A 14,931-nucleotide genomic window follows, 5' to 3' on the forward strand; every position below is an offset into this window, starting at 1 on the left:
TGATGGTGACTAAGTCGAAATCGGTGGACATCAATTCCGCCTTCATGGCCTTAGAGCGATTGAGAACGGCGAAATGTACTCAAGGAAAAACAAAAAATCCCAATGAAAAGGAGGGGTAGGTAAAGCTTATTGGTTATTTGCTTGTGAAAGGTGTTCATGGTATTTGGGTTTAAATTCAATGTATGATTATCCGTAAGGTACATGTAAACGTTTTCTGGACAATAAATCAGTCGTTCCTACGGAACTTTTGCTTATGCGATCTCATCAAATCCCAGGGTTGAAACCCTGGGCTATTACATCGGTCGCTCCTATGGAGCTAGTATTGAGGTAACTCGCAAGCAACAACTCAATGTCATTCCACTTTATGAAAATGCCAATTTTGAGAACTCAAAATGAGGGGCGAAACTGCCTTTTTTATTTCCGAGTCATTTCCTGATTTTAGTTGACACTTTTTTTCTTAAGACTTTTGAGTCCTTCGAGGTTTTAAAAACCTCAAAGGACACCCCTTCCTAACATCGGTCATCCGACATCCGTCATCGGACACAATCAATTTTTCCAATCTGAATGGTAATACGCACCTGTAGGGTCTTCTTTTCTTTGGTAGGTATGTGCGCCGAAGAAATCCCTTTGCGCTTGGATCAAATTGGCGGAGGAGTCTGAGGTAATCCTTCCGAACAGGTAATTTGCCGCTGCGGACATGACAGGCAAAGCATAGGCATGTTGCAGCCCCAATCCGATGATGTAGGCTAGGTCAAACCTGAGTTCTTTTACTTTGGTTTTGATGGCTTTGGTTTTTAGGAGCGAACTGTTTTCCTTAAACAATCCGGTCATATTTTCCATCAAGGATGAACGGATGATACAGCCATTGGTCCAAATCCTTGATATTTCGCTGAAGTCCAGGTTCCAGTTTTCCTGTTCTGAAACCTGATGCATCAGATTGAATCCTACCTCATGATTGATGATTCTCGTGAGGGTATATGCATTTTTGAGTTTTTCCAAGAGGATGACCTTATCTTCTGCAAAAGCCCCGAATCTATGGCTGTACAATCCGGCAAGTTCTTCCCGGTCTTCTTTCTGACTGGAAAGCAAGCGGGCAGTCACCGCTTCCGATAATGGACTGTAAGGCACATGGTATTTCAATGCCGTGGTCAGGGACCATCCTCCGGTTCCTTTCTGTTCGGCTTTGTCCAGGATCAGATCAAGGAGAAAGTTTTTGCCCTCTTTGACCGTCAATATTTCCACTGTAATGTCCAATAGGTAGCTTTTCAATCCTTCCGTTCCCCATGATTTCAGGATTTTGGAAATCTCGGTGTAGGATAGTTTTAGTCCGTATTTCATCAGATGCACCGTTTCGGCCAAGACCTGCATCTCAGCATACTCGATGCTGTTATGGACCATTTTGATAAAATGGCCGGACCCATCGGGACCGATATAGCTGACACAGGCTTTTCCTGTAGCATCTTTAGCGGCTATTTTTTTTAAATAGGGTGCAATGAAATCATAGGCTTCCTTTTTTCCTCCCGGCATCATGGACGGCCCTTTTCTGGCCCCTTCCTCTCCACCGGAAACACCCATGGGTATATAATGAAGCCCTTTGTCGCTAAGATCTCTGAATCTCCTAGTGGAATCCTCAAAAAATGAATTGCCACCGTCGATGATGATATCGCCATTTTCCAGCATAGGTTCAAGTTGCTGTATCTGTTGGTCTATTGCCGCCCCTGCCGGGATCATCAACAATATTTTTCTGGGTTTGGCCAGTGAGTCTACAAAATCATCAAGATCATCAAATCCTTTGAGTAAAGGGAATTCCTGATTGTTGGCTGCAAAAGTGCTTGCGATTTTTTCTTCCTTTTCCGGTACATGTCTGTTATAGACAGCAGTAGGTACGCCGTTTTCTGCCAGGTTCAGGGCCAGGCTTTTGCCCATTACGCCCATGCCGATAATCCCAAAATGTGATTCGGGTGCATTTATTTCATCTATTTGCATAACTTCTTCTAACAATTTTTCAGGTGCCTTGGAGACATCAAGGTGAAACCCATAATCCGGTTCTTCCCATGTTTCCAGTTGGGAATCCAAGAGCCCCGGCTTCATGTAATGGCCTTCTCTGTTGTTCATTCTTTCGTGGAGCAATTCTTTACTACCTTTCAGGTGAAGCCAGATTATTTTGGGGACAACCTGCAGGGTTTCCCTGTAATTTTCCCGTAGGGCCGAACAGGCAAGGATACCACCTCCTGAACTTTCCCATTGTAGCATACTGTCAGCGAGATGTTCCAGCCATGGAAGCCGGTCCTGATCTGTAAGGGGGATTCCCATGCTCATCTTTTGGATATTGGCCGGGGGATGAAAATCATCCGCATCGAAAAAAGGCAGCCTGAGTTTTTTGGCCAATAGGGAGCCTAAAGTAGTCTTTCCGCTTCCCGAAACTCCTGTAACAATAATTATCATAGCCGAATTTAGTAAAATTAATTATTTTCACCATGATAAGATGAAGTACACATGATAGCTACCAATGAATTCAGTACAGACCGTTTTTATTCCAAGAAAGTTGGGGACCTTCATTTTAGAAATCTGAGGGTCTGTCCACCGGAAACGCCTATTTTTCAAGTTGCCCAAATCATGGCAAAGGAAAAAGTATCCATTTTCTTTATAGCACATTCCGAAAAGGAAATTTTGGGATTTGTCACTGACATTACGTTGCGGGATAAAGTTGTGGCCAACAGGCTTTCCTTTGAAACTCCTGTTGGTGAAATTATAGATAAAAACATCATTTTTATCCAAAAAGAGGCTTTTTTATATGAAGCATTGTTGATGATGTTCCAGACCAAAACAAGATACCTGTTGGTGCGGGACCATGGTCAATATGTGGGTTGGATCAGTAGAAACAAGATCCTTTCAGAACAATCCCAAGGGCCCTTTATTTTTATCCAAGCTGTCAGACAGGCCATGGACAAAGATGAGTTGAAGGAAAAGTGGGCCATGGTACCGGGAATCATCCACCAACTTGTGGCCAAGGGGCTGAAAGCACAGATCATCAATCAGATCATTACAGCGGTCACCGACACCATTGCTTTGAGGATCATAGAAAATACCATCCGGCAGATCGGCCCTCCTCCTGCAAAGTTTGTTTTTTTTGTCCTTGGCAGTGAAGGCAGGGCTGAACAGACGCTCAAAACCGATCAGGACAATGCCATTATCTATGAAGATAAGGCCAATGAGCAAAGGGAGATGGTCAGGGAATATTTTTTGGATTTTGCGGAAAGGGTTTCGGCAGATCTTGACCATGTCGGTATCGTATTCTGTACAGGTGGATTTATGGCCAAAAACCCCAAATGGACCCATTCTCTTTCCCATTGGAAAAGGAATTATGAAACATGGATACAGGAGTCCACCCAAGAGACGGTGATGAAATATTCCACTTTCTTTGATTGCAGGGCCATCTATGGTGAATTTGGCTTATTGGAGGAATTAAAGGAGTTTATGGATCAGCAATTGGAGAATCCGCCTGAACGCTTTTTTGTAAATATGGGTGCCAATGCCCTTTTGTATGAGGCGCCTTTGACATTTTTCAAAAATATCAGAACCTTTAAGATTGACGGGGAAAAACATTTCAACATCAAAAAGGCCATGACGCCCTTTGTGGATTTGGCAAGGCTATTTTCTTTGAAACACCGGATTTTTGAAACGAACACAGGGAATAGGATTGAAGGTTTAAGGAAAAAGGGGGTATTTTCTGACAATGAGGCGACAGAACTGTACCATGCTTATTATTACCTGATGACTTTGAGATTGGAAAAGCAATCCCTGCAAATGATCGATAAAGCAGAAGAACCCAAGAATTTTGTAAGCATCAGCCAACTGACCAAAGTACAAATGGCGACCTTGGTAGAAATATTTAAGGTGATCAAAGAATTTCAGTTGAAAATTAAAATAGAATTTACCAAGAATATATTTTAACGAATAGAAAATATCTTTTTTAATTTTTTTATAAAAGTCTATGATTTAAAACAAAAGTTTTTTTATTTTGTAAAAAAAAATAAACATGAAATCCTTTTTATTTCGTGATTGCATTTAGGGAAAATTAGATGATTTCGCAATGGTTTTATTTTATTTTACTTCAATATTACCAAATTATTACCTGAGTTTATTAATTTAATAAATCAGTTTTAGGGTTTACCTTAACCTGAAACAATTAACATTGTCCACAAACAAAAACTCAAAATATGCTTAGCAATTATCCGCTTTCCGAAGTAGAAAAAGCATTCCTCAAAGAATCAGGTGTCGGGAAAATCAGCACCTTGATTCCTTATCTCACAGTCGATAATTTTCCCAAATTGGGATTGATCACCGCGTGTAGGTTTTTGGAATGGGCTTCCGAAAATCCAAATGGAGTCATCAGTCTACCTACCGGTAAAACCCCGGAGTTTTTTATCAAATGGACCCAATTTCTTTTGGAAAACTGGGACAGTAAGAAAGGTAAAGAGGTGCGGGAGAAATACGGACTTTCTTCCGCTAAAAAGCCGGTGTTGAAAGATCTGACTTTTGTACAGATAGATGAATTTTATCCGATTTCTTCCAAGCAGAAAAACAGTTTTTATGATTACGTCACTAAATTTTATCTTGAAGGATTTGGTCTCAATAAAGAAAAGGCGATTTTGATCAATTCTGATGAGATTCCTTTGGCTGATGGAAAGCATTTCAAAGAAGTTTTCCCTGATCTAAAGGTGGATCTATCTTTAAGATTTAGAGAGCCTGTAAACAGCCTGGAGAAGATCCAGCAAAAATCCATTTACATGATCGATCATTGGTGCGGTCAATATGAGCAAAAAATCAGAGATGTAGGCGGGATTGGCTTTTTCTTGGGAGGTATAGGCCCTGATGGGCATATTGCCTTCAATACCAGAGGTTCCCATTTGTTTTCCACCACAAGGCTGACTGATACCAATTTTGAAACCCAGGCAGTAGCAGCGGGGGATCTGGGTGGAATAGAAGTGTCTTCCAATAGATTGGTGATTACCATTGGTCTGGATACCATCGTGCATAATCCTGATGCAGTCGGTATCATCATTGCGGCAGGTGAAGCCAAAGCGCAGATAGTCAAGGATTCTTTGGAAACACCGCTTGACAATGTTTATCCGGCCACTGTTTTGCAGAAATTGAAAAACGGACGATTCTATCTTACCAAAGGTGCTGCCGTAAGGTTGACGGATTCTGTGGATGCTTATTACAGTCAGGGAGAATGGACTTGGGAAAAAACAGAAAGGTCCATTTTGGAATTATGTAAAAAACTTAAAAAATACGGGCATAGACTTAAAATAGAAGATCTCAAAGCAGATCAATATACCTCCATGATCCCCAACTTGTCTGAAGATACTGTCAATCAGGTAATGGCAAGTGCGGTTGAAAAAATCAACAGGGGGACTACCCAGGAAAAAAACCAGGTTTTGTTGCACACCGGCCCGCATCATGACGATATCTCATTGGGAATCCTGCCGCATGTCACCAATCAGCTTCAGGAAAACAGCAACGAGGCCCATTTTTCGGTGTTGACTTCAGGGTTTACAGCAGTGACCAATACCTTTGTGATTGACACCTTGTTGCTCACCAAAAAGCTGTTGGATGAAGGGGAAATTCAGATGGTCCATTATGAGGATTTCTTTGAGGTAGGCTACAAATTGAAAACGGATAAGGATGTATATCATTTTTTGACAAAAGTTGCATCTGAGGATCCTGACCAAAGGATGCGGGGATTGTGCCATCGAGTGGTCAGGGCAGTAGTGGAAATTTTTGAAGTCAAATCCAAGCAAAAGCTCAGGGAGACGATAAATGACATCATCAGTATTTTGAAAAACTCCTATGATGGAGAAAAAAACCCTTCCAAAATTCAGAAACTCAAAGGTATGATCAGGGAGTTTGAGGAAGAGTTGGTTTGGGCACACTTTGGTGTTCAGGTGAAAAACGTGCACCATTTGAGGTTGGGCTTCTATACCGGAGATATATTTACCGAACAGCCTGACAAAAAACGTGATGTGATTCCTATTTTGGAAATGTTCAAGAAAATTAACCCTACAAAAATAAGCTTAACACTTGACCCCGAAGGCTCGGGGCCGGATACACACTACAAAGTACTTCAGGCAACCGCAGAGGCGGTGCGGCAATGGGGTGAGGAAAAAGACCTCAGTAAATTAAGGATAATCGGCTATAGAAATGTCTGGTTCAAATTTGAGCCGCATGAGGCAAATGTGATTGTCCCTGTTTCCTTGGGAGATATGTCCGTAATGGAAGATTCATTCGCCAATTGCTACCTGAGTCAGGTAAATGCCTCTTTCCCAAGTTACAGCCACAATGGAAAATTCAGTATCGTTGCCAAAAGAATCTGGGTGGGACAATTAAATGACATCCAACTCTTATTGGGTAAGAATTATTTCTATCAACATGAAACTGCAAAAGTCAGGTCAAGTCATGGATTGATCTTTTTCAAGGACATGAATGTGGAGGAATTTCTTGCCCATGCCAGAGAACTGGAAAAATCCATTGAAGGAATGTTATAAATTGCGCTCCCAAACCAGCACAGGGAAAAAGGAGAATGATTCTTCATTCTTCTTTTTCTATTGAAAAACCTTTAAGATCTATTTGTATGCTAAAAACCGAAAAACCTATTCTTGGATTAGATATTGGAGGTACCAATATTAAGGCAGGTGTACTTGTTGTATCAGATCTGGTGGATATCAGAACAATCTCTACGCCTTCCCGTGAAAGTCAGGAATCAATTCTGGAAACCATTGCAGATCTGATTTCTTCTTATGTTCACCATGATTTTTTTGCCATAGGAATAGGTATCCCCGGCTTGATTGATACAGACAACGGAGTAGTTCTTAACTTGGAAAATATACCATCATTTAGAAGGGTTCATCTTCGGGAGTTTCTGGAAACAAGGTTTGCCAAACCTGTTTATATCAACAACGACGCTAATTGTTTTGCTTTGGGGGAATATAAATTCGGAGAAGCCCAAGTGTACCAACATGTAGTTGGAATAACGCTGGGAACAGGACTTGGCGCAGGGATTATCGTCAATGGACACCTTTATTGCGGGTTTAACTGTGCAGCAGGAGAATGGTGTTCGGCCCCATACCTTGACCAGGATTTTGAATTTTATTGCAGCAGCAAGTTTTTTCATTCTAAATTCAATGCAAAGGCAAAATCACTTTCAAAAAAAGCTGCCCGGGGAGATAAAATGGCGCTGGAGGCTTATAAGGAATACGGCCATCATTTGGGTGAGTTGATCAAAAACATCTTATATACACTGGCTCCACAGGCGATAGTATTGGGCGGATCGATCAGAAAGGCATATCCGTTTTTTAAAGAAAGTATGGAGGCCAATATTGCAACATTCAAATACCCTTCCATTAGCGCAAATCTTAAAATTCTGATTTCAGATTTGGACGAAACAGCCATTCACGGGGCTGTTGCACTTGTGGATGAATACGCTGTACCGGTGGATACTGTCAGTAATCCAAGCTAATCCCCAATTTCCTTTTAGTTCAAAATATTATTTGGAATGGGTAGTTAATTTCCCGTCAGGTATTAAAATATTCGTAACTTTCGGCCAATAGAACCCGAATATTATGATATATAATTCCATTATAGAGACCATAGGAAATACACCGATGGTCAGACTCAACAAACTGAACAAAGGTATAAAAGGTGAGATTCTGGTGAAAGTTGAGTATTTCAACCCAGGCAACTCAATGAAAGACCGTATGGCCATCAAAATGGTAGAAGATGCCGAGGAGTCCGGAATGCTCAGACCGGGAGGTACCATCATTGAAGGAACAAGTGGAAATACCGGAATGGGCTTGGCTTTGGCTGCCATTGCCAAAGGCTACAGATGTATTTTTACCATGGCTGATAAACAGTCTAAAGAGAAAATCGACATACTCAAGGCAGTAGGAGCTGAGGTTATTGTTTGTCCTACCAATGTTGCTTCTGATGATCCAAGATCCTATTATTCTGTGGCCAGAAAGCTCAACAACGATATTCCCAATTCCTTTTATCCAAATCAGTACGATAACCTTTCAAACTCCCTGGCCCATTATGAAACGACAGGACCTGAAATCTGGAACGACACTGATGGGAAAATCACCCATTATGCAGCGGGTGTGGGAACAGGAGGTTCTATGTGCGGGGCAGCCAAATATCTTAAAGAACAAAATCCTGATATCATCACCGTAGGCATTGACACCTATGGATCTGTTTTCAAAAAATACAAAGAGACAGGCATATTTGATGAAAATGAAATATACCCATACCTGACTGAAGGTATCGGTGAAGATATATTGCCTAAAAATGTTGACTTTTCGGTGATAGACCATATTATCAAAGTTACCGATAAAGATGCCGCTGTGATGACTAGAAGGCTTTCCAAAGAAGAGGGACTATTTGTTGGTTGGTCCTGCGGGTCGGCTGTTCACGGAGCCTTGGAATACGCAAAAGAAAATCTGAAAGACGGTGACAGGATGGTAATCATCCTTCCTGACCATGGCACCCGTTACCTCGGCAAGATTTACAATGATGATTGGATGAGAAACCATGGTTTTTTGGAAGACAAGACTTTTGGAACAGCGAGGGATATCATCAGCTCGCGAAATGGCAACTATCAATTGCTGGTTTCTCAGAAGACTGATAAAGTAAAAGACACCATCCATTTAATGAACAGCAAAAGTGTTTCCCAGATTCCGGTAATGGAAGATGGGCATGTGGTCGGAAGCATCACGGACAGCAAGCTCCTTTCAAAAATCATCGAAAACCCTGAACTGAAAGATGCATCTGTAGCAGATGTAATGGAGGATTCCATGAAATTCGTGGCCTTGGACAGCACCTTGGATGTATTGTCATCCATGCTGGACAAGGAAAAGGCAGTCCTAGTCCGCGATGACAACCATCAGGTGCATATTGTGACCAAGCATGATATTTTGGAGGCGATGACGAGGTAGTGGTCAGTTTGCAGTAGGCAGTGTTCAGTATGCAGTAGGCAGTGTTCAGTGGGCAGTATTCAGTAAGGAGTCGCAGTATTCAGTGGGCAGTGTTCATTAGGCAGTGTTCAGATGTCGGATGACCGTGTTGGTATGTCGGAAGATTGGAGACGGAAGAAAAGTCTTTTGCAGTTGTGTCGTATGACCTTTGAGGTTTTCAAAACCTCGAAGGTCTTTACAATAAAGTCTTAAGTAAAATCAGGATCTGACAAAATTGGAGGGGAAATGGTAGACAGGAGAAAAGCCTATTATTTTCTACAGAATTTCAATCAGTCCCATAGGGACGGACGATATCTAATTCATGGTTTGAATCCGTCGATTTATATTAAGAGCATAGTCCCATAGGGACGAACCATATTATAGCCCTCGGGTTTCAACCCGTGAGAAAATAGGAGTCGAAATGAACCAAAGCCCCTTTTGGACGGACGGTATAAAAGCCATGGTTTTAACCTGTAGATTTGAAATTAGCGCATAGTCCCATAGGGACGAACCATATTATAGCCCCGGGTTTCAACCCGGGGGAAATAGAAACCGAAATGAACCTAAGTCCCGTAGGGACGGACGATTTCATTCCGATAAAACAATCGGTAAATAGAATAGGCAAGGATAATCTCCTTGCCTTTATTCTGATATTTATTTATATAATTAAACCTATTGGGTAACCGTATTGATCTATTCATTTCAACGGTAAAAGAAAAAATGGACATTTCATTTGTCATCCTGGCTACGGCAGGCAGGCGTCATCCTGCCATTCCCTAAAGGAAAGCAAATCACAGGCAATAATTATTGTATAAAAATAGAAACCTAAATATAACACATGAGCAAAGAGAAATTGGCATCATTAAGGGAAAGCGGATATGACTTCGATATCCAAGAGATCTTTTCCCGGGCATGGCAGATGTACTTAAAGGAGCCATTACAAAGCTCGGCGTTTGTGATGTTCATTATCTCCTTACAACTTCTGGCATTTTTGTATCTCAAGGATTTCGCAGTTTTACAGGGGGTTTTTCTTGCTCCTCCATTATACTCGGGGTTTTACTTGGTGGCCAATAAAATCTCACTTAAGAAGCGGGTAGTGTATCCTGATTTTTTCAAAGGTTTCAATTTCTACATCCCTGTTTTTGCCATTTGGTTGATCGGGCAGATTTTGACTGCTTTTGGATTGGTTCTTTTTGTGGTACCGGGGATTTACCTTGCAGTGGCCTACAGTTTTTCTGTTTTGATGGCTATTTTTGGTGGCTTTGATTTTTGGACAGCATTGGAAGAAAGCAGGAAATTGATCACCGTCCGTTGGCTAAAATTCTTTCTGTTCACCTTGGTCATTGTTGTGATCAATGTTTTGGGACTATTGACCTTCGGATTGGGTTTATTGGTCAGTGTTCCGGTTACCTTCTATGCTACTTATATTGTTTTTGAAGACCTTACAAAAGAAATTTTTGCTGAATAGAATCTAAAAGGATTCATAATTTGCTGAGAGCTCAATAATTCCGGATGTTTCTTTTTTTAATTATGATTATCTAACTTGATGGCATGAAACATTTGAAAAAAATCGGGTTTTATTCTGTATTTATTCTCCCCATTTTGTTGATGTTCGGATTTTATTTGGGCGGGTGGAACCTGTTGATCATTCACGCTTTTGTGTTTATCCTCGTACCTGTCATGGATTACCTGATTCAAACCGATCGGACAAACGTACCGGAAACGGAGATTTCAGAAGTCTCGAAAGAGAAGTTTTATAGCTTGGTCACATTCATTTGGGTGTATGTACAATTAGGGATATTGGTTTGGGGTTTTTCAGTCATTTCTTCTACCACACTCTCTTTTGCGGAATGGCTTGCTTTCAGTACGGGCATGGCTTTGGTGACAGGAGGGGTAGGGATTACTGTGGCCCATGAATTGGGACATAAGGCAGAAAAATTGGAACAGTTTTATTCCAAGGTTCTTTTGATGACAGTATGCTACATGCATTTTTTTATAGAACATAACCGAGGCCATCATGTCCGTGTTGCGACATCCGATGATCCTGCTACAAGTCGGTTTGGGGAGACATTTTATAGCTTTTGGTGGAGGTCTGTGAAGGATGGGTTTATCAGTGCGATTCACCTAGAAGAAGAAAAATTGCAGAAAAAAGGTGTTCCATCTTGGTCTTTTCAGAATCAAATGATTCAATTTGTATTGGCGCCAATAATTTTTGTGGGATTTTTTGCCTTGATTTTCTCCTTGATTCAAAACAGGTTTGTTTGGGAGGTTCCGATCTTCTTTTTTGTGCAGAGCTTTTTTGCTTTCAGCCTTTTGGAATTGGTCAATTACATTGAGCATTATGGCATGTCCAGAAAGCTTTTGCCAAATGGCCGGTACGAAAAAGTGACCCCATTACATTCCTGGAATGCCAGCCACATGGTCAGCAATTTCCTATTGTTTCAGTTGCAGCGGCATTCAGACCATCACGCTTTTGCCTACAAGCGCTATCAGATTCTAAACCATTATGACGAAAGCCCCCAATTGCCCCAAGGATATTCTGCCATGATCATATTGGCCTTGTTTCCGGCTTTGTGGTTTAAGGTAATGGATAAGAGGTTGGAGGAGTGGAAGAAAAGGACTTGGGTGGAGGAATTAAGTATAAAAAATCTCAATCCAACAGAAAATTATTAAAGAATGTACTTTTCAGTCCCAGCCAGATCAAAATCAGAATAATCCCCCAGAAAAGATAAATCCTGTAGTAATCGACAGTTTCTTTATAACGGGATTCAATGATCTCTGCTTTTTCCATTTCGTCGATCTGATCAAAAATCTGCTGAAGGGTATTGTCATCTGAGGCTCTGAAAAATTTCCCCTCCCCGATTCTTGCAATTTCTCTTAAGGTAGATTCATCAAGGTAGCTTTCTATCATCTGTGGTCTTCCAAAAAAATCCACCCCATAAGGCACCATTCCATCTTTTCCTACAGCAATGGTATAAATCTTAATATCCATCGCCGAAGCCAATTGTGCGGCAAAAAGCGGATCAACATTTCCGGCATTGTTTTCACCGTCACTCAAAAGGATCATGACCTTGCTTTTTGAGTCCGACTCTCTAATCCTGTTGGTGCCTGCTGCAAGAGCACTACCGATGGCAGTGCCCTTGGCATCCATCATGTTGAAGGAAATATCCTTAATGAGGTCAGTCAAAAGAGGGTAATCGTTTGTCAAAGGTGCCAGAGAATAAGCCTCCCCGGAAAAGATCACGACACCTATCCTGTCACCGAACCGCCCGTTGATAAAGTCTATGGCTGTTCCTTTAGCAGATTCCAGCCTGTTGGGTTTGAAATCTTGGAGATCCATGGATTCTGATATATCCATGACCAGCATGATGTCTATTCCCTCAGTATATTGTTCCACCCTTTCATTTGTTTTTTGGGGTCTTGCCAGGGCTGTGATCATCAACCAGACTGCAAAAATAAAAAACAGCCCTGGTATCAACCTGAGAAATGTCCAAGGGTTGTTCTGTGATACCGACCCGGGCAGGGAGAGTTCGAGTACGGGGTTTTTTAGAAACTTGATAAATTTCCTCAACAGCATGATCAATGGAGCGATCCATATCAGATGCAGTGCCCATAGGTTTTCCCATTCAAATGATCTAAATGTTTCGGGCAAAAACCAATACCATGAAAAAAAATCTGAGATATTATTTGGATTCATCTTGCGCTGTTATCTTTTTCTTGAAAGAATCTGTACAGATTTCTTTTAGATTGTTGCAGGTTTCCACTATGTCTTTACCTTCCTTGCCTGCGTAAATTACCATTTCTATGGACCTGAAATCTTTGATGATTTCTTTATTGTCCAGAAAATCCGCAATTTCAGTGGTCGTCCATTCTCTGAAAGGCTTGTTTTTCAGGTGCTCCATATAGGTTTTCCAAAGACCTAGGAGCTCATCTGCTTGGTCCATATCAGGATTTGTGGCAAAGGCAGCCTCGGCATTTTGCCATCTCTTGACAAATCTTTTGTATTTCTGTTTTTCAAGCCAGATATTCCATTGTCTTTTGATTTTGGCTCCAAATAAGAAAATCAGTACAAGGACCAAAACCGCTACCACCGCTAAAATAGCGCCGAGGAAAAGGATATTGAATTCGGTAGGGATAGGTAGGTACACATTGTTGTCGCGGAAACTTAATTCTTGTGGAATCTGATCTAAGGTAAGTTTCAGAGCCAATTCAGCTTCCAAGGGCCGGTGTTCCAAACTGTCATATCTAAAAATTTCATATACAGGTAAGGATAATTTAGCTACCGGATCTAATGAAAAGTTGGAAACAAAATAGACAGCACTGTCCAAAGTAATCTCATCTTGGGTTTTGGAGATATAGGTTTTTTTCTCAAGAAGGACGAATGGAGAGAAATTGAAAGTGGAATCAGGAAATATGACATTGACACCTTCCCTATATTTTGCTTTGAGGACATAGGCAACCCTTTCTCCTAATTTAGCAGAGTCCTGTTGAAAATATCCTTCTACTTCAATATCCTGTGAAAGGACAGGGAAAGCGACAAGACAAAAGAAGAATAGAATAAATAAGAATTTGATCTTACCCACGTTTCATTGATCGGTTACGGTTTTTGAATAATTCTATCAGTGGCAAGACAATATCATCTTTAGTGCTGATTCCCAGATAATTGATCTGATTTTTTTTGCAGATAGTTTTGAGATGGTCCCGCTCATAGGTAAAGGTATCTGAAATTTTCTTGGAAAAACTACCAAAGGCAGTGTTTACCCAAGTTGTTTTTCCCTGCTCCTTGTCATATACGGGAATAATCCCCAAAGAGGGTAAGCTAGATTCTCTAGGGTCAGTTACCTGAATGGCTACGAGGTCATGTTTACCGGCCAAAGCCTTGAAAGGCCTCTCATAACCTTCATCGATAAAGTCGGAAATTACGATGATGATGCTTCTTTTTTTGATGAGGTTCAGGGAGAAATTGAACATCTCCTTCAGGTTGGTTTTCAGGGATTTATTTTCATGGTTGAAAATTCCCTGAATGATTTTGACTCCTTGCTTTGGACCTTTCCCAGGCAGGATTATTTTTTCTTTCTGGTCCGAATAGGAAATCAATCCTACCTGACTTCCCTCAAAAATCGCAGCCAAAGTCAAGACTCCGGCAATTTCTTTACTGCTATCTATTTTTTTACTGCCCAGTTCTCCAATATCCTGGGATCCGCTGATATCTAACAGGAAGTAAACAGATTGGTCTTTGTCCTCCCGAAAGGTTTTAACAAATGTACCATGGCCTTTGGCAGAAACTTTCCATTCTATAGTCCGGAAATCATCCCCATATTGATAAGGTCTCAGATCATCAAATTCCAGTCCGGCTCCTTTGAAAATGGACTGGTAATCCCCCTGAAGCTGATTGTTGACCACCTTCCGGATCATGATCTCATACCTGCGCAATTTCTTTAGAATCTGATTCATGCTCGTTATTTCAAAGGCCTAAATTAAGGCTCTCAATTGAATTAAAAAACGATATGTGATAATAGGAATGAGGTATAGATGTTAAATCTTCTTGTTGATTGGAGGAATTGATTAATTTTGAATTGTGAAAAACCTGATCATTGTCCTGTTATCGATTTTTATTCTTCAATCCTGTGGTAAAAACAGGATTCCTGAAGGTGTTTTAAGTGAAGATAAAATGGTTGAAATCCTTGTTGACATCCATATGGTAGAGGGTATTGTCAGCTCTTTTCCCATCCATTATGATTCATCCAGGGTATTGTACCCATATTTAGAGTTGGAGGTTTTTAAAAAACATAGTGTTCCAGATTCTGTTTTCAAAAGTAGTCTGGAATATTACATGCGTGATGTCACGGCCATGGACAGGATGTATTCAAGAACCATTGACTCCCTGCATGTAATCGAAAAATCCAGTATTGAGTAAATGCTA

The 14,931-nt window shown here is 41.0% G+C and carries 11 protein-coding genes; 7 read left to right on the forward strand and 4 right to left on the reverse strand.

Annotation, left to right across the window (positions count from 1 at the left end):
* Positions 1 to 546: 546 nt before the first annotated feature.
* Positions 547 to 2,445 (reverse strand): NADP-dependent phosphogluconate dehydrogenase, encoded by a 1,899-nt coding sequence (gndA, locus tag ACEW8O_RS17595; RefSeq protein WP_373495937.1) that lies wholly within the window; start codon positions 2,443 to 2,445, stop codon positions 547 to 549.
* Positions 2,446 to 2,496: 51 nt separating this feature from the next.
* Here gndA and ACEW8O_RS17600 point away from each other — a divergent pair, with 51 nt between their 5' ends.
* The 6 genes from ACEW8O_RS17600 to ACEW8O_RS17625 all read left to right on the forward strand — a co-directional run bounded on the left by ACEW8O_RS17600 (position 2,497) and on the right by ACEW8O_RS17625 (position 11,681).
* Complete coding sequence (locus ACEW8O_RS17600) at positions 2,497 to 3,954, forward strand: DUF294 nucleotidyltransferase-like domain-containing protein (RefSeq protein ID WP_373495938.1); 1,458 nt, start codon at positions 2,497 to 2,499, stop codon at positions 3,952 to 3,954.
* 266 nt (positions 3,955 to 4,220) lie between these two features.
* A complete protein-coding gene (locus ACEW8O_RS17605; protein ID WP_373495939.1) occupies positions 4,221 to 6,548 on the forward strand; it encodes a glucosamine-6-phosphate isomerase in 2,328 nt (775 codons plus the stop codon).
* Positions 6,549 to 6,634: 86 nt separating this feature from the next.
* Positions 6,635 to 7,519 (forward strand): ROK family protein, encoded by an 885-nt coding sequence (locus ACEW8O_RS17610; protein WP_373495940.1) that lies wholly within the window; start codon positions 6,635 to 6,637, stop codon positions 7,517 to 7,519.
* Between the two features lie 103 nt (positions 7,520 to 7,622).
* Entirely contained in the window at positions 7,623 to 8,990 is a 1,368-nt protein-coding gene (locus ACEW8O_RS17615) for a cystathionine beta-synthase (protein WP_373495941.1), read from the forward strand.
* An 856-nt stretch (positions 8,991 to 9,846) separates the two neighbouring features.
* Positions 9,847 to 10,476, forward strand: coding sequence for a hypothetical protein (locus ACEW8O_RS17620; protein WP_373495942.1), 630 nt, complete (start codon positions 9,847 to 9,849; stop codon positions 10,474 to 10,476).
* Between the two features lie 83 nt (positions 10,477 to 10,559).
* Positions 10,560 to 11,681 (forward strand): alkane 1-monooxygenase, encoded by a 1,122-nt coding sequence (locus ACEW8O_RS17625; RefSeq protein ID WP_373495943.1) that lies wholly within the window; start codon positions 10,560 to 10,562, stop codon positions 11,679 to 11,681.
* Here ACEW8O_RS17625 and ACEW8O_RS17630 read toward each other — a convergent pair.
* Genes ACEW8O_RS17630 through ACEW8O_RS17640 form a run of 3 tightly spaced genes read right to left on the reverse strand, consistent with a single transcriptional unit; the run spans position 11,659 to position 14,462 of the window.
* Complete coding sequence (locus ACEW8O_RS17630; protein ID WP_373495944.1) at positions 11,659 to 12,705, reverse strand: VWA domain-containing protein; 1,047 nt, start codon at positions 12,703 to 12,705, stop codon at positions 11,659 to 11,661. The two genes, ACEW8O_RS17625 and ACEW8O_RS17630, sit on opposite strands and share 23 nt — an antisense overlap.
* A complete protein-coding gene (locus tag ACEW8O_RS17635) occupies positions 12,692 to 13,591 on the reverse strand; it encodes a hypothetical protein (RefSeq protein ID WP_373495945.1) in 900 nt (299 codons plus the stop codon). Before ACEW8O_RS17635 ends, ACEW8O_RS17630 begins: the two co-directional genes overlap by 14 nt.
* Positions 13,584 to 14,462: a DUF58 domain-containing protein gene (locus ACEW8O_RS17640; protein WP_373495946.1), complete on the reverse strand. Its 879-nt coding sequence runs from the start codon at positions 14,460 to 14,462 to the stop codon at positions 13,584 to 13,586. The genes ACEW8O_RS17635 and ACEW8O_RS17640 overlap by 8 nt, the downstream gene beginning before the upstream one ends.
* 124 nt (positions 14,463 to 14,586) lie before the next feature.
* On the opposite strand from ACEW8O_RS17640, the gene ACEW8O_RS17645 reads away from it, so the two are divergent.
* The gene (locus ACEW8O_RS17645; RefSeq protein WP_373495947.1) at positions 14,587 to 14,925 is read left to right on the forward strand and encodes a DUF4296 domain-containing protein; all 339 of its coding nucleotides are present in this window, start codon (positions 14,587 to 14,589) and stop codon (positions 14,923 to 14,925) included.
* Positions 14,926 to 14,931 lie beyond the last annotated feature (6 nt).

The sequence above is a fragment of the Aquiflexum sp. genome (assembly GCF_041749095.1).
Classification (GTDB): domain Bacteria; phylum Bacteroidota; class Bacteroidia; order Cytophagales; family Cyclobacteriaceae; genus Aquiflexum.